The sequence below is a fragment of the uncultured Halomonas sp. genome (assembly GCF_947501415.1).
In the GTDB taxonomy this organism is placed as follows: Bacteria; Pseudomonadota; Gammaproteobacteria; order Pseudomonadales; family Halomonadaceae; genus Halomonas.
On sequence record NZ_CANMVL010000001.1, the window covers coordinates 75,273 to 93,178 of the forward strand.

15 protein-coding genes are annotated in these 17,906 nt (G+C 66.6%); 10 read left to right on the top strand and 5 right to left on the bottom strand.

Annotated elements, in window-relative coordinates; translation table 11 throughout:
* Window positions 1-13 precede the first annotated feature (13 nt).
* The 3 genes from Q0894_RS00305 (at window position 14) to Q0894_RS00315 (ending at window position 3,251) form a co-directional block, all read left to right on the top strand.
* Window positions 14-1,414, top strand: coding sequence for an aspartate aminotransferase family protein (locus Q0894_RS00305; protein ID WP_299230443.1), 1,401 nt, complete (start codon window positions 14-16; stop codon window positions 1,412-1,414).
* Between the two features lie 26 nt (window positions 1,415-1,440).
* Window positions 1,441-2,928: an aldehyde dehydrogenase gene (locus tag Q0894_RS00310; protein WP_299230605.1), complete on the top strand. Its 1,488-nt coding sequence runs from the start codon at window positions 1,441-1,443 to the stop codon at window positions 2,926-2,928.
* A 152-nt stretch (window positions 2,929-3,080) separates the two neighbouring features.
* The gene (locus Q0894_RS00315; RefSeq protein ID WP_299230445.1) at window positions 3,081-3,251 is read left to right on the top strand and encodes a DUF6435 family protein; all 171 of its coding nucleotides are present in this window, start codon (window positions 3,081-3,083) and stop codon (window positions 3,249-3,251) included.
* A gap of 6 nt (window positions 3,252-3,257) precedes the next feature.
* On the opposite strand, the gene Q0894_RS00320 is transcribed toward Q0894_RS00315, so the two are convergent.
* From Q0894_RS00320 to gatC, 4 genes are read right to left on the bottom strand one after another with little or no spacing between them, the layout of a single operon-like run.
* Window positions 3,258-3,809, bottom strand: coding sequence for a cupin domain-containing protein (locus Q0894_RS00320; RefSeq protein WP_132042287.1), 552 nt, complete (start codon window positions 3,807-3,809; stop codon window positions 3,258-3,260).
* Between the two features lie 36 nt (window positions 3,810-3,845).
* Window positions 3,846-5,300 carry an Asp-tRNA(Asn)/Glu-tRNA(Gln) amidotransferase subunit GatB gene (gene gatB, locus Q0894_RS00325; RefSeq protein WP_299230448.1) on the bottom strand — a complete coding sequence of 485 codons (1,455 nt, stop codon included), beginning with the start codon at window positions 5,298-5,300 and terminating at the stop codon, window positions 3,846-3,848.
* The gene (gatA, locus tag Q0894_RS00330) at window positions 5,300-6,760 is read right to left on the bottom strand and encodes an Asp-tRNA(Asn)/Glu-tRNA(Gln) amidotransferase subunit GatA (RefSeq protein WP_299230450.1); all 1,461 of its coding nucleotides are present in this window, start codon (window positions 6,758-6,760) and stop codon (window positions 5,300-5,302) included. Before gatA ends, gatB begins: the two co-directional genes overlap by 1 nt.
* 26 nt (window positions 6,761-6,786) lie before the next feature.
* Window positions 6,787-7,074: an Asp-tRNA(Asn)/Glu-tRNA(Gln) amidotransferase subunit GatC gene (gatC, locus tag Q0894_RS00335; RefSeq protein WP_195689453.1), complete on the bottom strand. Its 288-nt coding sequence runs from the start codon at window positions 7,072-7,074 to the stop codon at window positions 6,787-6,789.
* Window positions 7,075-7,247: 173 nt separating this feature from the next.
* On the opposite strand from gatC, the gene Q0894_RS00340 reads away from it, so the two are divergent.
* The 7 genes from Q0894_RS00340 (at window position 7,248) to tldD (ending at window position 17,269) form a co-directional block, all read left to right on the top strand.
* A complete protein-coding gene (locus tag Q0894_RS00340) occupies window positions 7,248-8,285 on the top strand; it encodes a rod shape-determining protein (RefSeq protein WP_132042291.1) in 1,038 nt (345 codons plus the stop codon).
* 57 nt (window positions 8,286-8,342) lie between these two features.
* Window positions 8,343-9,251, top strand: coding sequence for a rod shape-determining protein MreC (gene mreC / locus Q0894_RS00345; RefSeq protein WP_299230607.1), 909 nt, complete (start codon window positions 8,343-8,345; stop codon window positions 9,249-9,251).
* Window positions 9,251-9,745: a rod shape-determining protein MreD gene (gene mreD / locus Q0894_RS00350; protein WP_299230453.1), complete on the top strand. Its 495-nt coding sequence runs from the start codon at window positions 9,251-9,253 to the stop codon at window positions 9,743-9,745. The genes mreC and mreD overlap by 1 nt, the downstream gene beginning before the upstream one ends.
* A 13-nt stretch (window positions 9,746-9,758) precedes the next feature.
* The gene (locus Q0894_RS00355; RefSeq protein WP_299230454.1) at window positions 9,759-10,358 is read left to right on the top strand and encodes a Maf family protein; all 600 of its coding nucleotides are present in this window, start codon (window positions 9,759-9,761) and stop codon (window positions 10,356-10,358) included.
* A gap of 152 nt (window positions 10,359-10,510) precedes the next feature.
* On the top strand, window positions 10,511-11,974 hold the full coding sequence (rng, locus tag Q0894_RS00360; RefSeq protein WP_299230456.1) for a ribonuclease G: 1,464 nt from the start codon (window positions 10,511-10,513) through the stop codon (window positions 11,972-11,974).
* A 4-nt stretch (window positions 11,975-11,978) separates the two neighbouring features.
* The gene (locus Q0894_RS00365; RefSeq protein ID WP_299230457.1) at window positions 11,979-15,818 is read left to right on the top strand and encodes an AsmA-like C-terminal region-containing protein; all 3,840 of its coding nucleotides are present in this window, start codon (window positions 11,979-11,981) and stop codon (window positions 15,816-15,818) included.
* The gene (tldD, locus tag Q0894_RS00370; protein ID WP_299230459.1) at window positions 15,815-17,269 is read left to right on the top strand and encodes a metalloprotease TldD; all 1,455 of its coding nucleotides are present in this window, start codon (window positions 15,815-15,817) and stop codon (window positions 17,267-17,269) included. Before Q0894_RS00365 ends, tldD begins: the two co-directional genes overlap by 4 nt.
* 67 nt (window positions 17,270-17,336) lie before the next feature.
* Here tldD and yjgA read toward each other — a convergent pair whose 3' ends face one another.
* Window positions 17,337-17,873, bottom strand: a complete 537-nt coding sequence (yjgA, locus tag Q0894_RS00375) for a ribosome biogenesis factor YjgA (RefSeq protein ID WP_161422512.1) — start codon at window positions 17,871-17,873, stop codon at window positions 17,337-17,339.
* Window positions 17,874-17,906: the final 33 nt, after the last annotated feature.

The following is a 17,906-nucleotide window of genomic DNA, read 5'->3' on the forward strand; positions in this document are numbered from 1 at the left end:
GGAGGGCTTCGTCATGTCAGCCTCGAAGACTGGCCAGCTGCAGCGCCTCGATCGCGCGCATCATCTGCACCCGTTCACCGACTTCAAGTCTCTGGCGGAGGAGGGCAGCCGCATCATCGAACGCGCCGAGGGCGTCTATATCATCGACTCCGAGGGCAATCGCATCCTCGACGGCATGGCGGGGCTGTGGTGCGTCAATCTCGGTTATGGCCGTGAGGAGCTGGTGGCGGCCGCCGCGGAACAGATGCATCAGCTGCCTTACTACAATAACTTCTTCAAGACCACGCACCCACCGGCGGTGCAGCTGGCGGAAAAGCTGGTCTCGCTGGCGCCCGAGCATATGAATCGTGTCTTCTTCACGGGCTCCGGCTCCGAGGCGAATGATACGGTGCTGCGCATGGTGCGCCGCTACTGGGCGCTCAAGGGCAAGCCCGGGAAGCAGTGGGTCATCGGTCGTGAGAATGGCTACCATGGTTCCACCGTGGCCGGCATGAGCCTCGGCGGCATGGCACCCATGCATGAGCAGGGCGGTCCCTGTGTGCCGGGCATCAGCCATGTGCGGCAGCCCTACTGGTTCGGCGAGGGGCGATCGCAGGGGCAGGACCCGGACGCCTTCGGTCTCGAGTGTGCCGCGGCCCTGGAGGCGAAGATCCTCGAGCTGGGTGAGGAGAACGTGGCGGCCTTTATCGCCGAGCCGGTGCAGGGTGCCGGTGGTGCCATCATTCCGCCGCAGAGCTACTGGCCGGCGGTGAAGGCGGTGCTCGACAAGTACGACATCCTGCTGGTGGTCGACGAGGTCATCTGTGGCTTCGGCCGCCTGGGGGAGTGGTTCGGTAGCGTCCATTATGATCTCGAGCCCGATCTGATGCCGATCGCCAAGGGACTCTCCTCGGGCTATCTGCCCATCGGAGGGGTGCTGGTCGGGGATCGCGTGGCCGATACCCTGATCGAAGAGGGGGGCGAGTTCTTCCACGGCTTTACCTACTCGGGACACCCCGCCTGTGCGGCGGTGGCGCTCAGGAATCTGGAATTGATGGAGGCCGAGGGCGTGGTCGAGCGGGTGCGTGACGACCTGGGGCCCTACCTGGCCGAACGGTGGGGAGAGCTTGGCGACCATCCGCTGGTCGGCGAGGCGCGCTCGCTTGGACTGGTGGGGGCCCTGGAGCTGGTGGACCCTGAGACCGGTGAGCGCTTCGACAAGGCGCTGGGGGCAGGCAACCTGTGCCGCGACCACAGTTTCGCCTCGGGGCTGGTCATGCGTTCTGTGGGCGATACCATGATCATCTCACCCCCTCTGGTGATCAGCCGTGAAGAGATCGACGAACTGGTCGACAAGGCGCGCGCCGCCCTTGACGCTACCCATCAGCGGCTGGCTGTCACCACGCCCGACAAGATCAAGGAGAGCCTGACGTGAGTCATTCCGAGATGTTCAAGAACGAAATGCCCCAGACCCTGGCCGGATGGCGCCAGCGTGCCGCCGACCTGACCTTCGAGTCCCGCGCCTTTATCAATGATGTCTTCGTCCCGGCGGCCAGTGGAGAGACCTTCGAGACGGTCAACCCGGCCACCGGCGAGGTGCTGGCAAAGGTGGCGAGCTGTGATGCCGCCGACGCGGATGTGGCCGTCAGCCATGCGCGTGCCGCCTTCGAGGGTGGCGTCTGGTCACGACTGGCCCCCGGCAAGCGCAAGCGGGTGCTGTTGCGCCTGGCCGACCTGATGGAGACCCACAAGGCGGAGCTGGCGCTGCTCGATACCCTCGATATGGGCAAGCCGATCCAGAGTGCCCTGGGTGACATGGCGGGCGCCATCGGCTGCTTCCGTTATCAGGCTGAGTGCATCGACAAGCTCTACGGCGAGGTGGCCCCCACCGGTGAGGAGGCCCTTGCCCTGGTGCTTAGGGAGCCGCTCGGGGTGGTGGCCTCCATCGTGCCCTGGAACTTCCCGCTGATGATGACCGCCTGGAAGGTGGCCCCGGCGCTGGCGGCAGGCAACAGCGTGATCCTCAAGCCCTCGGAGAAGTCTCCATTGTCGGCCTTGCGCCTGGCCCAGCTGGCTCAGGAGGCGGGGATTCCGCGTGGTGTCTTCCAGGTGCTGCCGGGCTTCGGTCACACCGTGGGCAAGGCGTTGGCGCTCTCCATGGATGTTGACTGCCTGGCCTTCACCGGCTCTACCGGGGTAGGCAAGCAGCTGATGCAGTACGCCGGCGAGTCCAATCTCAAGCGGCTCTATCTGGAGTGCGGTGGCAAGAGCCCGAATATCGTCTTCGCCGACTGCAAGAACCTGGATCGAGTGGCCAAGCATGCCGCCGAGGCGATCTTCCACAACCAGGGCGAGGTCTGCATCGCCGGCTCACGACTGCTGGTGGAGAACTCGATCCGCGAGACCTTTATCGACAAGGTGGTGGCCTGCGCCGAGACCATGCAGCCGGGCGACCCGCTGGATCCCGAGAGCTTCATGGGCGCCATGGTCGACGAGACCCAGTACCGTCGGGTGCTCGAGTTTATTCGCCAGGGTCAGGAGGAGGGCGCCCGCTTGCGTGCCGGCGGCCAGGTCCTGGACGGCCCCGGGCTCTTCATTACCCCCACGGTGTTCGATGGCGTGACCCCGGAGATGGCCATCGGGCGTGAGGAGATCTTCGGCCCGGTGCTCTCGGTATTCGGCTTCGACAGCGAGGAGGAGGCCGTGCGGCTTGCCAACGATAGCGTCTATGGCCTGGCCGCAGGCCTCTGGAGTCAGGATATCGACCGCATCATGCGCGTGACCCGGCGCCTGGAATCTGGCCAGGTGTTCGTCAACAACTGGGCCGGCGGCGACCAGACCGTGCCCTTCGGCGGGGTCAAGCAGTCGGGCAACGGTCGCGACAAGTCCCACCACTCGCTGCAGGAGTATTCGGAGCTCAAGAGCGTGTGGATATCGCTCTCCAGCTGACGCGACGCCACGATGAAGCGATAAGCAGGAGGCCGGCACCCGGGTGTCGGCCTCTTTTTCTTACAGTATCGGAGTTTCAGTACAGCTCTTGTATAGATTTATCGTTATGGAGAGGATAGCCTGTGGAGACACGACCCCACAGGAGGTGCCCCATGTTCGGACTCTTCAAGACGGATCCGGCGAAGAAGCTGCAGAAGGCCTACGAGCACAAGCTCGAGCAGGCGATGCAGGCCGCACGCAATGGCGACATGCGCGCCAACGCCTCCCTCACCGAAGAGGCGGAGGCGCTGCGCGCGCAGATCGATAAGCTCAAGAAGGAGTGAGCTCGCCTAGAAGGCCCGGGCGGGAGTGGCGCAGCTGACCAGGCGGCAGGGCTCGTCGCCCGGGTTGCGAAAGCGGTGGGGCACGTTGGTCTCGTAGTAGTAGGCCTCGCCGGCCTTGAGCGTGCGGGTCTCTGCGCCGATGGTGATCTCGATCTCGCCCTCCAGCACCACGCCGGCCTCCTCACCCTGATGGGTGATCATCTCGCGGCCGGTATCGGCCCCGGGGGGGTAGGTCTCGACCATGAAGGAGAGCGCACGATCGCGACGATCGGCGCCCACCAGCTTGAACACCACGTCCCCTGAGCCCACGTCGGCCAGCTCCTCGGCCGAATAGAAGACGCGTCGTCCCGACTCCAGCTCCAGGGTGAAGAAGTCGCCGACGCTCATGGGGATGGCATCGAGGATCTTCTTCAGCGAGCTGACCGAGGGGCTCACCTTGCCCTGCTCGATCAACGACAGGCTGGAGTGGGTCACGCCGCAGCGCTTGGCCAGCTCGCGCTGGGAGATGCCGCGCAGGGTGCGCAAGGCGCGCAGCCGTTCACCTACATCATCGGCCATGCCGGACCTCCTTGGCTTGCTGGAGCACCCCGGGCATCAGCACAGGGCGTCCAGCTTTTCTTTGAGCAGCGCGTTGACCTGCTGTGGGTTGGCGGTGCCGCGAGACGCCTTCATTACTTGTCCCACGAAGTAGCCGATCATTTTGCCGCGTTTCTCGGGTTCGGCGTCGCGGTACTGGGCCACCTGGGCGGGGCTGTCGCCAATCACCTGGTCGATCATCGCCTCGATGGCGCCGCTGTCGGTGACCTGCTTGAGTCCCTTGGCCTCGATCACCTCATCGGCGCTCTCGCCCTGGCCATTCCAGAGCGCCTGGAATACCTGCTTGGCGGCCTTGCCGTTGATGGTGTCGTCCATCACGCGGGCGATCAGTTCGCCGAGCTGAGCGGCGCTGACCGGACTGTCGTGGATCGACAGCCCCTCACGGTTGAGTGCGCCGGAGAGCTCACCCTGCACCCAGTTGGCGGCCTGCTTGGCATCGCCGCAGGTGTCCTTGACCACTTCGAAGTACTCGGCCATCTCGCGGCTCGCCGCGAGCACCCCGGCGTCGTAGGCGGATAGCCCCAGCTCGCCCTGGAAGCGGGCACGCTTCTCGTCGGGCAGTTCCGGCAGGCTCTCGCGCAGATGGTCGACGTAGGCCGCGTCGAGTACCACCGGCAGCAGGTCTGGGCAGGGGAAGTAACGGTAGTCGTTGGCCTCCTCCTTGGTGCGCATGCTGCGGGTCTCGTCGCGTTCGGGGTCGAACAGGCGGGTCTCCTGGACCACCTCGCCGCCATCCTCGATCAGCTCGATCTGGCGCTCCACCTCGAACTCGATGGCGCGCTCCACGAAGCGGAAGGAGTTGACGTTCTTGATCTCGGCGCGGGTGCCGAACTCGGCCTGTCCCTTGGGGCGTACCGAGACGTTGACGTCGCAGCGCATCGAACCTTCGGCCATATTGCCGTCGCTGATGCCCAGATAGGTCACGATGGAGTGGATCGCCTTGAGGTAGGCGGCGGCCTCCTTGGCCGAGCGCATGTCCGGCTCGGAGACGATCTCCAGCAGGGGCGTGCCGGCACGATTGAGATCGATACCGGTCATGCCATGGAAGTCCTCGTGAAGGGACTTGCCGGCATCCTCCTCGAGGTGGGCGTGGTGGACCCGGATGCGCTTGGTCGTGCCATCATCCAGGCCGATCTCGACCTCGCCGGGGCCCACGATGGGGTGATACATCTGGCTGGTCTGGTAGCCCTTGGGCAGATCGGGGTAGAAGTAGTTCTTGCGGTCGAATACCGAGACCTCGGGGATCTCGGCGTGGATCGCCAGCCCGAACTGCACCGCCATGGCCACCGCCTGCTCGTTGAGCACCGGTAGCACGCCGGGCATGCCCAGATCCACCGCGCAGGCCTGGGTGTTGGGGTCGGCGCCAAAGGCGGTGGAGGCGCCGGAGAAGATCTTGGACTGGGTGGCGAGCTGGACGTGAACTTCCAGACCGATCACGGTTTCCCATTGCATCAGGCGTTCTCCTCGGCAAGCTCGGGGCGACGCAGGTGCCAGTCGGTGGCCTGCTGGTAGCGGTGGGCGACATTGAGCAGGCGCTGCTCGGCGAAGTGGGTGCCGAGTATCTGCAGCCCCACCGGGCGCTTGCCCACGAAGCCGGCCGGCACGCTGATGCCGGGAATGCCGGCCAGGTTGACGGCGATGGTGTAGATATCCTGGAGGTACATGGAGACCGGGTCCTTCTGGGCGCCGAGATCGAAGGCCGGGGTGGGGGACGTTGGCCCCATCAGCACATCGACCTCCTCGAAGGCGTCGAGGAAATCCTGGCGTATCAGCCGGCGTACCTGCTGGGCCTTCTTGTAGTAGGCGTCGAAGAAGCCCTCGGAGAGGGTGTGGGTCCCGATCAGGATGCGCCGCTTGACCTCCTCGCCGAAGCCCTCGGCCCGCGATCGCTTGTAGAGGTCGATCAGATCAGAGGGGTTTTCGCAGCGATGGCCGAAGCGTACGCCATCATAGCGCGACAGGTTGGACGAGGCCTCCGCCGGGGCGATCACGTAGTAGGCGGGGATGGCGTAGTGCGTGTGCGGGAGGCTGACCTCGCGGACCGTGGCGCCCAGTGATTCGTAGACCGCCACCGCCTCGCGCACGGCGGCTTCCACCGCGGGGTCGAGGCCGTCGCCGAAATACTCTCTGGGCAGGCCGATCTTCAGGCCGGACAGCGGAGCGGCGAGGTCTGCGGTGTAGTCGGGCACACCGCGGGCCACGCAGGTCGAGTCTCTGGGGTCATGGCCGGCGATGGCATTCATCAGCAGCGCACAGTCTTCGGCGGTTCGCGCCATGGGACCCGCCTGATCGAGGCTCGAGGCGTAGGCGATGATGCCCCAGCGCGATATGCGCCCATAGGTGGGCTTGAGTCCGGTGATGCCGCAGAAGGCAGCGGGCTGGCGGATCGAGCCGCCGGTATCGGTGCCCATGGCGGCAGGCGCCAGGCCCGCGGCTACTGCAGCGGCGCTGCCGCCGGAGGAGCCACCGGGTACGGCGGTGGTGTCCCAGGGGTTCTGCACCGCACCGAAGGCGCTGCTCTCGTTGGAGGAGCCCATGGCGAACTCGTCCAGGTTGGTCTTGCCGAGACTTACCGTGCCGGCGGCCTTGAGCCTCTCCACCACGCAGGCGTCATAGGGAGCGACGAAATTGGACAGCATCTTCGAGCCAGCGGTGGTCAGTACCCCATCGCTGCAGAACAGGTCCTTGATCGCTACCGGCAGGCCGGTCAACGGGCCGGCCTCGCTACGAGCGCGGGAGGCATCGGCGTGGTCCGCCGCTTCCAGCGCCGCGTCCGGCGTGACGGTAATAAAGCTGTTGAGGGCACCATCGTGGCGCTCTATGCGGCCAAGCTGGTGTTCGGTCAGCTCGCGGCTGGTGAACTCGCCCGCCGCCAGGCTGGCGGCGAGTTCGGTCAGTGTCTTGTCATGCATGGGCCGGAGGCTCCGTAGGCAGTGGCTTACTCGACGACGCGGGGTACCAGATAGAGGCCATTTTCCACCGCCGGGGCACAGCGCTGGAAATGGTCGCGACGGTCGGTCTCGGTGACCTCGTCGGCGCGCAGCCGCTGGGTCGCATCCAGCGGGTGGGCCAGGGGCGCGATGCCCTCGGTGTCCAGCGCCTGGAGGTGGTCGACCATCTCGAGGATGCGGCCGAGGTCGTCCAGGTAGTGGGTGGCGTCTTCGTCGGAGAGGCCGAGCCGGGCAAGATGCGCGGCCCTGAGCACGTCAGCGTGTTCAAGCGCCATGAGTCGGATGTCCTCGATGAAAAAAATCAGGCCGCTGAAGGTACCATATTCGGCGTCGCGCGGGCAGGGTCTCGGTGCGCCCTTGCCCCGGGGTTTTGCTTGCTGCTGAGGGGGCGCGGTGATACCGTTTGCCTCCGCACAGGGCTCCCGGACTGCACTAGGTAACGACTTCCATGTTCAAACGCTTGAGGGGACTGTTCTCCAGCGATCTTTCGATCGACCTGGGAACGGCCAATACGCTGATTTACGTCCGCGGCCGAGGCATCGTGCTTGACGAGCCATCGGTCGTGGCCATTCGCCAGTCCGGCAACATGCGCAGCGTGGCCGCCGTGGGCTCCGACGCCAAGCGCATGCTGGGCCGCACCCCCGGTAACATCACGGCCATCCGGCCGATGAAGGATGGCGTCATCGCCGACTTCACCGTTACCGAGCAGATGCTGCAGCACTTCATCCGCAAGGTGCATCAGAGCACCTTCCTGACGCCCAGCCCGCGGGTACTGGTGTGCGTGCCCTGCATGTCGACCCAGGTGGAGCGTCGCGCCATCAAGGAGTCCGCGGAGGGTGCCGGTGCCCGCGAGGTGTTCCTGATCGAGGAGCCGATGGCGGCCGCCATCGGCGCCGGCCTGCCGGTGGAGGAGGCCCAGGGCTCCATGGTCGTGGATATCGGTGGTGGCACCAGCGAGATCGCCATCATCTCCCTGAACGGCGTCGTCTACTCCGAGTCGATTCGCGTAGGCGGCGACCGCTTCGACGAGGCGATCACCGGCTATGTGCGTCGCCACTACGGCAGCCTGATCGGCGAGGCCACCGCCGAGCGCATCAAGGAGGAGATCGGCTGTGCCTATCCGGGCGGCGAGCTTCGCGAGATCGATGTACGCGGCCGCAATCTGGCCGAGGGCATTCCCCGCAGCTTCACCCTGAACTCCCACGAGATCCTGGATGCGCTTCAGGAGACCCTGGCCTCCATCGTTGCCGCGGTGAAGAATGCCCTGGAGCAGTCTCCCCCGGAGCTCGCCTCGGACATCGCCGAGCGTGGATTGGTGCTGACGGGGGGCGGCGCACTGCTGCGCGACCTCGACAAGCTGATCGCCGAAGAGACCGGTCTGCCGGTGATCGTGGCCGAGGATCCGCTGACCTGCGTGGCGCGGGGGGGCGGCAAGGCCCTCGAGATGATCGACAAGCACACCTTCGAGTTGCTGTCCAGCGACTGATCCGGGAGACGCGTCATCAAGCCGCTGTTCTCGCAGGGATCGCTGCCCATCTATCGTCTGCTGGTCTGCACGATCATGGCGCTTGCGCTGATGGTTGCCGATCTTCGCCTGACCCGCATGGAGGAGGTGCGTGCCCAGCTCAGCACGGCGGTGGCGCCGATCCAGTGGATCGTCAGCCTGCCCAGTAGCGTGCTGAGCTGGGGGACCCTGGCACTCTCCGATCAGCGTGACCTGGTCGACGAGAACCGGCGGCTGCGTGAACAGCTCCTGACGCTATCCCACCGGGTGCAGCGCATGGCGGACCTGACCGCCGAGAACGTGCGCCTGCGCGAGCTGCTGGCCGCCGCTCGCCAGCATGACATGCCCTTCATGACCGCCGAGCTGCTGTCACTGGATCCTGATCCCTTCGCCCATCAGATGGTGCTGGATCGCGGTCGCCGCGATGGGGTCTATGTCGGGCAGCCGGTGATGGATGCCGCCGGGCTGGTGGGTCAGGTGACCTCGGTACTGGCCTACTCCAGTCGGGTGCTGATGGTGGCCGATGCCAGTCATGCGCTGCCGGTGCGAGTCAATCGCAATGGTCTTCGCTATATCCTCCAGGGCGGCGGACGCTATGATCGCCTCAGCGTTCGTCATGTGCCCGACACCGCCGATATCCGCAAGGGTGATCTGCTGGTTACCTCCGGCCTGGCAGGACGCTTCCCCCCGGGCTATCCGGTGGCGAGAGTGGATGGGGTGGTGCATGACCCGGGCGAACCCTTCGCCCGGGTGACAGCGACCCCGGTGGCGCAGCTACAGCGCTCGCGCCACTTCCTGCTGCTCTTCCCGCCGAGTCGGCCGCGCTTCGATGATCCCGGCTGGGAAGGCGATATCAGTTTGAGCGCCATCCAGGCCGCCCGAGCGGTGAGCGATGAGGCCGATACGCGCCGGGCCACTGCCCGTGATGACCACGAGGAGGCACGCTGATGGCCGTTCCTTCCGCCGCCAACCTGGCGCTTCCCTGGATCTGGTTCTCCCTCCTGCTGGCGCTCTGCCTGCAGGTGATGCCGCTGGCCGAAGGCTGGCAGATCTGGCGGCCCGACTGGCTGGGTCTGATGCTGGTCTACTGGTGCATGAAGACACCCTCTCGGGTGGGCGTGCTTCACGCCTTCGTGCTGGGCATCCTGCTCGACCTGATCGAGGGGGCGGTGCTGGGCCAGAACGCCCTGCTGCTGTCGCTGCTGGCCTTCCTGTGTGCCCTGGTCTATCCGCGATTTCGTGCCTACTCGCTGCTCCAGCAGGCCCTGATGGTGCTGGTGCTGCTGGGCTTTATGCAGCTGGGCGAGCAGTGGCTGCGAACCCTGCTGGGACCCTTCTCCATTCATCTCTCCTTCCTGACGCCGGCGCTGATCGGCGCGCTGCTCTGGCCCTGGTTCGCCACCCTGTTCAATGCACTGGGGCGGCGGTTGACCGGTGGCTGATCGGAGGCTATCCATGTCCGTCATCACTCCCCCTGTTCTCTGTCTGGCCTCGGCATCACCGCGGCGCCGCGACCTGCTGGCGTCCATCGGTGTGTCCCTGGAGGCATGTCCGGTGGATATCGACGAGACCCCGGTTCCGGGTGAGGGGGCCGAGGCCTATGTCGCCCGCCTGGCCCGCGACAAGGCGCTGGCCGGTGCCGAGCGCTCTCGCCTGCCGACCCTTGGCTCCGATACCGCCGTGGTGCGTGACGGTGAGATTCTCGGCAAGCCCGAGGGAGCCGAGCACGCCGCCGCCATGCTGCGCTCCCTGGCCGGCCGCGAGCATCGGGTGCTCACAGCGGTGGCAGTGACCGGCCCCGCGGGCCTGCTCGAGCGCTGTGTCGCCACGCGGGTCGTGATGCGTGAGATCTCCGATGCCGAGATCGCCGCCTACTGGGCCACCGGGGAGCCCGCCGACAAGGCGGGTGGCTATGCCATCCAGGGGCGTGCGGCGGTGTTTGTCGAGCATATTGCCGGCAGCCACTCCGCGGTGGTGGGGCTGCCGCTCTACGAGACCGCCGAGCTGCTGCGCCGTCAGGGGGTGGCGCTATGGGGCGGGGCGCTCGGGTCGTGATGCGCTGATTGCGACGGCAGCCTCTCGCCGGAATTGCCTTGTCGAGTGGTGCTGCCATCGGCGATCGCCCTGTCATGATGAACGGATCAACGCCTTGGAGGCTTGACACTATGTCATAATGGCCGCAAGGCATTCTGGACAAGGATTTCCGCATGAGCGGCGAAGTACTGATCAATCTGACGCCGATGGAGACCCGCGTCGCCGTGGTGGAAAACGGCGTACTGCAGGAGGCCTTCATCGAGCGCTCCTGCCGTCGCGGCATCGTCGGCAATATCTACAAGGGCCGGGTGGTCAGAGTCCTCCCCGGCATGCAGGCGGCATTCGTGGATATCGGCCTCGACCGCGCCGCCTTCATCCATGCCCATGAGGTGATGCCGGCCGGCACGCCGGCCGAGGAGCAGCTCTCCATCGGACATCTGCTCCACGAGGGGCAGGCGCTGGTGGTGCAGGTGACCAAGGATCCGATCGGCTCCAAGGGCGCGCGCCTGACCACTCATCTCTCGGTACCCTCGCGTTATCTGGTCTACATGCCGGATGCGCCCCACCATGGCGTCTCCCAGCGTATCGAAGACGAACGCGAGCGCGAGCGGCTGCGCAGCCTGATCGAGGAGGCCCAGGCCCAGCAGAGCCTGGAGGTGACCGGTGGCTTTATCGTGCGCACTGCCGCCGAGGGGGTGGGTGTCGAGGAGCTGGCCGCCGATATGCACTTCCTGCTGCGGCTATGTCGCAAGGTCAGCGAGCGCAAGGTCACCTCCTCGGCGCCCAGCGTGATCTACGATGACCTGCCGCTGTTCATGCGCATCCTGCGGGATGTGATGCGTGACGATATCGAGAAGGTGCGCATCGACTCCCGGGAGAACTACGTCAGGCTGGTGGAGTTCGCCGAGGAGTTCATGCCCGATGCGGTGGAGCGTATCGAGCACTATGCCGGCGAGCGACCGGTCTTCGACCTCTACAGCGTCGAAGACGAGCTCCACAAGGCGCTGGGGCGCAAGGTGCAGCTCAAGTCCGGTGGTTACCTGGTGATCGACCCCACCGAGGCGATGACCACCATCGATGTCAATACCGGCGGCTATGTGGGGCATCGCAACCTCGAGGAGACCATCTTCAAGACCAACCTCGAGGCGGCGACCGCCATCGCCCGCCAGCTCCGTCTACGCAACCTGGGTGGCATCATCATCATTGACTTCATCGACATGGAGGATCCCGAGCACCAGCGTCAGGTGCTGCGCATGCTCGAGCAGTCGCTGGAGCGGGATCACGCCAAGACCAAGTGTACCGGTGTCACCGAGCTTGGCCTCGTGCAGCTGACCCGAAAGCGTACCCGCGAGAGTCTGGAGCAGACCCTCTGTGAAGCCTGCCCGACCTGCGGGGGTCGCGGAACGCTCAAGACCCCGGAGACGGTCTGCTACGAGATCTTTCGCGAGATCCTGCGTGAGGAGCGGGCCTATAGCGCCGAGACCTACATGGTGCTGGCGTCCCAGGCGGTGGTGGACCGCCTGCTCGACGAGGAGTCGGCGGCGGTGGCCGATCTGGAAGAGTTCATTGGCAAGCCCATCCGCTTCCAGGTGGAGACCCACTACTCCCAGGAGCAGTACGACATCGTGCTGATGTGAGCCCATGCCCGTGACCCGCCAGGTGATGCGCTGGACCCTGACCCTGCTGGCCCTGGGGCTGGCAATAGTGGCGAGCCTGACACTGCTGGCGCGACTGGCGCTTGGCCTTGCCGATGGCCAGGCATCACGGCTGGAGGCACTGCTGTCTGCGCGCTTCGCGGCACAGACCCGGATCGACTCGCTGGAGGGCGGACTGGCGCGCTTCGACCCCTATCTCAAGCTTGGTGCACTGAGCCTGCGTACCCGCGATGGTGACCGGCCACTGCTGGAGGTGAAGGGGGGGCATCTGCGCCTGGATACCTGGCAGAGCCTGCGTGAAGGGCTGCCGGTGGTGGAGGGGGCGCGTCTCGACGGCATGACCCTGCACCTCTATCAGAGCGCACAGGGAGGCTGGCACTGGCCTGACCCCGCCGAGCTCCCCCCCGAGCTTCAGCCCGAGGGGGAGTTCGATCTCGAGCGTCTCGACTTCTGGGTCGGGGTGCTGCTGCGCCAACGGGCCTGGGCCGAGGATGTACGCGTGGTGCTGCATGGCCAAGAGCGACGCGTCGCCTTCGAGGCGCCGCGGCTGCTGATGACCGGCGATGCCCGACGCGCCCATCTCGAGGGCAGGTTGCGCCTGGTGGGCGACGCCGATGTGGCGATGCAGGTAGCCCTGGAGGTGCTGCCTGGCGAGGTCGGATTTCGTGACTTCAGTGCCGCCCTGCAGGCCGACATGCGGCTCGATACGCTAGTGGAGCTGGCCGCGGTGCTGGGGCGTGATCAGCCGCTGCACCTCGACGAGGCGCGGGGCGAGGCCCGCCTGTGGGGGCGCTGGCACCGTGGCCACCTGGCCGATGCCCGCCTGGCGCTGGATGTCGAGCGGCTGGCCGTCAGCCATCGCGACGCCAAGGGCGTGCGTCATCAACTGGCGCTGGATAGCGTGACCGGGCGCGGCCAGTGGTTGAGGGGGGAGAGCGGTTGGCAGGCCTGGTTTCAGGGCAATGCCGAGAGTCCCGAGAAGAGCGAGCCGGACGAACTGGCGTCGCGCTGGGGGCCTGCCTTGCCCTACCGTTGGCATCTGAGCGGCGATGGCGAGGAGTGGTGGCTAAATACCAGCGCCTTCGACCTGGGGTCCCTGGCTGCCTGGCGCGATCGGGTGCCGCTGCCCGAGGCTCTGGCTCGGGCAGTGGACAGCCTCGATCCACGCGGCCGAGTGGCCGGTTTCGGGCTTGGCTTCCAGGAGGGGCAGTGGCAGGCGCGGGCGTCCCTGCATGGTGTCGAGGTGTCGCCCTGGCAGCAGGCCCCAGGGGGCGGCCCCCTGGACATGTGGGTCGAGGCGCGGGGTGGTCACGGCCTGGTGCGCTTCAGCGGCAACGAGACGTCCACCCTTCACTTCCCCGAGGTCTTCGCCGCCCCCATGGCGCTCGATCACGCCTCCGGGAAGGTGCACTGGGTCTATGATGGCCCCCGTAGCATGGTCAGTGGTCGTGATCTGCGGGTGGGGTGGAACGGTGCCGAGGTCAGCGGTGGTTTCGGTCTCTCCGCCGGGCAGGGGGGGCGGGGTGGCTTCGGCCTGACCCTGGCCCTCGAGGAGGTCGATGCCGTGGAGACGCCGCTTGTCGAGTGGCTGCCGGTAGCTATCCTCGATGACGGCCTGCGCGACTGGCTGGCCGATGGCGTGGCGGGTCGGGTTCCCGAGGGCTCGCTGCGCCTGCATGTGCCGCTCTCCGGTGGCGACGAAGACCAGGATAATCAGCCACCGCCGAGTTTTGGCCTCGACCTCGCCATTCGCGACGGCCGTCTGCCCATGGCGCCGGGGTGGCCGGTGCTGGAGGGTATCGAGGGGCGAATGCGGCTCGATGACACCCTTCTCGAGGCCGAGGTAAAGCATGCCGAGAGTCTCGGTGTGAAAGCGAGCGATGGCCGGGTACGGCTTGCCGACGAACACCTGGAGGTAGCAGGCGAACTGTATGCCAGCGCCTCCGCGCTGCGACGCTTCCTGTTGAACATGCCGGTAGAGGGCATGGCAATCATGGAAGAGTGGCAAGCCGAAGGGCATGCCGAGGGCGCCCTGCAACTCGAGCTGCCCCTGGAGCGGCCCGAGGCGCTGGACCTCTCGATCGAGACCCAGGCGAGTCTTGACCTTATCGAATATCAGCCCCTGGGGCTGCGTGCCAGGGAGCTGCGTGGTCCCTTGACCTGGCGTCAGCAGGGCGCCGAGGGTGGGCTCACGGGACGGCTCGAGGGGCGCCTGCTCGGCGGGCCATTGCGTGCCGATATCGACACCTTGAATGGCGGGCTCGACCTCGCCGGGGGTGCCGAGGCCAAGGCGCTGCTCGAGCTGGGGGGCGCGTCCGCCCTTGCCGAGCGACTGACCGGGCGTTTCGACTGGCGTGGCCGGCTGGGCGTCGGCGACGAGGTTTCCCTGCGCCTGCAGAGCTCACTCCAGGGGCTGGCCGCCGATCTGCCGGCGCCGCTGGGCAAGCCTGCGGCTCAGTCTCGCCCTCTGCGGCTCGACATGAATCTGACCCAAGGTTACCTGGATGGACGCCTGGGCGAGGCACTGAAACTGCGCTGGCGCTCGCTACCCGGTGGTGAGCGTAGCCAGGGGCAGGTGTGGCTGGGCCGCCAATCCGCGGGTGCCTGGCCCTCGGGGTCGGGCTGGTGGGTCGATGCCTACCTGCCGCGCCTCTCTCCCGCCGCATGGAGCGAGGCGCTCTCGGGGGTGACAGGCAGTCGTGGCACAGGGGGGGCAGGCCTTGACCTCCGCGAGGTGCGTGTGGCCAGCGACTGTCTGCAGCATGAGGATCGCTGCCTCGGCTCCTTCTATACCACCGCTCGTCCGCAGCCTGGCGGCGGCTGGCATGTGGCTCTGGATGGCAGTCTGCTTGAGGGGCGGCTCGACTATCGGCCCCGACTCGCTGAGCCTCTGGACATCGGCCTGAGTCGCCTCTCGCTGGATGCGTTGATGCCCACCGGCCAGCAGGTCGGCTCGCTGCTCGACGAGATTGCCACGCCTCCAGAGCCGCAGCCGCTTCCCGGCTGGGTCGACGACCTGCCCGGCGGGCGTCTGCGCATCGCCGATATCGAGCGCCAGGGCCGGCGTCTGGGGCCTCTGACCGCTCGCTGGCAGGCGACGCCCGAGAGACTCAGTATCGCTCCCCTGGGACTTACCCTGGGGGAGATCAGTGCCCATGGCGAGCTGGTCTGGGAGGCGGCGGGCCCCGAGGCCAGCCTGACCCGTGCGCGCCTGGAGCTGGTAGGACGGGACCTGGGAACGGCACTGGAACGCCTGGCTCAGGACCCGGTGATCCGTAGCGGCGAGACAAGGGTCAAGAGCCAGCTGGCCTGGCCGGGGACGCCCTGGCAGTTTGCCCTGGAGCGCTCCCGGGGCAGCGTCGAGGCGGAGCTGCGTGATGGCCGTTTCGTCAAGCTGGAGTCGGCCCCGGCGCGTCTGGTGGGGCTGCTCAATATCGATAACCTGGTGCGCCGTCTGCGGCTGGACTTCTCCGACATGACCGGGCGAGGGACGGCCTTCGACCGTGTCACTGGCGCGGCGACCCTGTATGGTGGCAGTCTCGAGACGCGGGGGCCGGTCCAGATCGTGGGCCCTGCCACTCGCTTCACTCTCGATGGCAGCGTCGCGTTGGCACGTCGGGAACTCGACATGCGGTTGGGCGTCACACTGCCTGTTAGCCGCAACCTGCCATTGGCGGCGGTCATCGCCGGTGCTCCGGTGGTGGGTGGGGCCCTGTTCATCGCGGACCGCCTGTTCGGTGATGCCATCGACAGTGTTACCCGAATTCATTATCGCGTGCGTGGTCCCTGGACCTCGCCGCGGATTTCAGTGGAAAGCGCCGAATGACCCAAGCGAGACACGCATTGATTGATGAAGCCGCCGGCATCCTGCTGACGCCCGGTGGTCTCTCTCTGGATGACCTGGACACCGGCCTCGGCCACGCGATGGGGGCGGGTATCGACTACGCCGACCTCTACTTTCAGCGCAGCTGGCATGAGGGCTGGGTGCTGGAAGATGGCGAGGTCAAGGAGGCCAGCTACAACATCGACGGCGGGGTGGGCGTGCGCTCCCTGGCCGGCGAGAAGACCGGCTTCGCCTACTCCAATCAGATTACCGCCGATGCGCTTGGCGAGACCGGGCGTACCGCGGCCGGCATCGTGCGCAGCGGCAACCGTCTGCCATTGGGCACGCCGGTTGCCGTCGGTCCCCCGTCGCGCTATGCCGGGGTCGATCCGCTCGCCGGGCTCAGCGCCGAGGAGAAGGTCGCCATGCTCAAGGAGGCGGATCGCGTGGCCCGAGCCGCCGACCCCTCGGTCAGCCAGGTCAGTGCCTCGCTCTCGGGGGTCCATGAGGTGGTGCTGGTGCGTGCCAGCGATGGCACCCTGGCGGCCGACATCCGCCCCCTGGTGCGCTTCAACGTAAGCGTGATCGTCGTACGCAATGGTCGACGCGAGCGTGGCAGTGCCGGCGGTGGTGGCCGCTATCCCATGTCGCGCCTGCGCGATGAGGGTGTCGCCGAACGCTTCGCCAAGGAGGCGGTGCGTCAGGCGCTGGTCAACCTGGAGGCCGTCGATGCCCCGGCGGGCCAGCTGCCGGTGGTGCTGGCGCCTGGCTGGCCGGGCATCCTGCTCCATGAGGCGGTAGGTCACGGCCTGGAGGGAGATTTCAATCGCAAGGGAAGCTCAGCCTTCGCCGGCCGTATGGGCGAGCGCGTCGCCGCACCGGGTGTGACCGTGGTCGATGACGCCACCCTGGCCGACCGCCGCGGGTCGATGAGCGTCGATGACGAGGGGACCCCGGGTCAGCGTACCCCGCTGATCGAGGATGGCATCCTCACCGGCTATATGCAGGACAAGTTGAACGCGCGGCTGATGGGCATGGCGCCCACCGGCAATGCCCGCCGCGAATCCTTTGCCCACCTGCCGATGCCGCGCATGACCAATACTGTCATGCTCGCCGGTCAGGATGACCCCGACGACATCCTCAAAAGCGTCAAGCGTGGCCTCTATGCGGTGAGCTTCGGCGGTGGCCAGGTGGATATCACCTCGGGGAAGTTCGTGTTCTCGGCGAGTGAAGCCTATCTGATCGAGGATGGCCGGATCACCGCCCCGGTGAAGGGGGCGACGCTGATCGGCAATGGCCCCGAGGCCATGGGGCGAGTCTCGATGATCGGCCATGATATGGCACTGGATCCCGGTATCGGCGTGTGTGGCAAGGAGGGGCAGGGCGTACCGGTGGGTGTCGGCCAGCCGACCCTCAAGCTGGACGAGCTGACCGTAGGTGGCACCCAGTCGTAGACGAATGGTGTGTAGGAGCCAAGCTCGCTGGGCGATGGCGGCGCCAATCGCCCGGTATACCGGGCTCCTACAGCCCGGCGGTATCGCGGATCAGCTTGAACAGCTTGCGTGAACTGGCCGGTGGCTTGTCCTGGGCACGTTCGCGCTGGGCATTGCGGATCAGCTGGCGCAGGGCCTGGCGGTCGGCGTGGGGGTAGTCGGCCACGAAGGCCTCCACCGCGGCGTCGCCCTCGTCGACGAGGCGGTCGCGCCACTTTTCGAGGCGATGAAAGGCGTGGTCGCGGCGCAGCGTCTCCTGCTCGATCTCGTCGTGGACGGCACGGATCGCCGCGAGATCCTCGCGACGCATCAACTTGCCGATGTACTGCATGTGGCGCCGCCGTCCCTCATGGGAGCGGATGCGTGAGGTCTCTTCCACGGCGGCGAGCATATCGTCGGAGAGGGGAAAGCGCGCTCGCTCGCCAGGGGTCATGGCGATGATCTGTTCGCCCAGCGTCTGCAGCGCCTGCATCTCGCGCTTGAGCTGGGACTTGCTGGGGCGTTCGTCGTTGTCCGGCTGCTGAAGGATCTGATCGAGCAACTCGCGGGGAGATTCCTGGGACATGCCGCTTCCATCGGTTGGGGCTGGGTGTCCCGA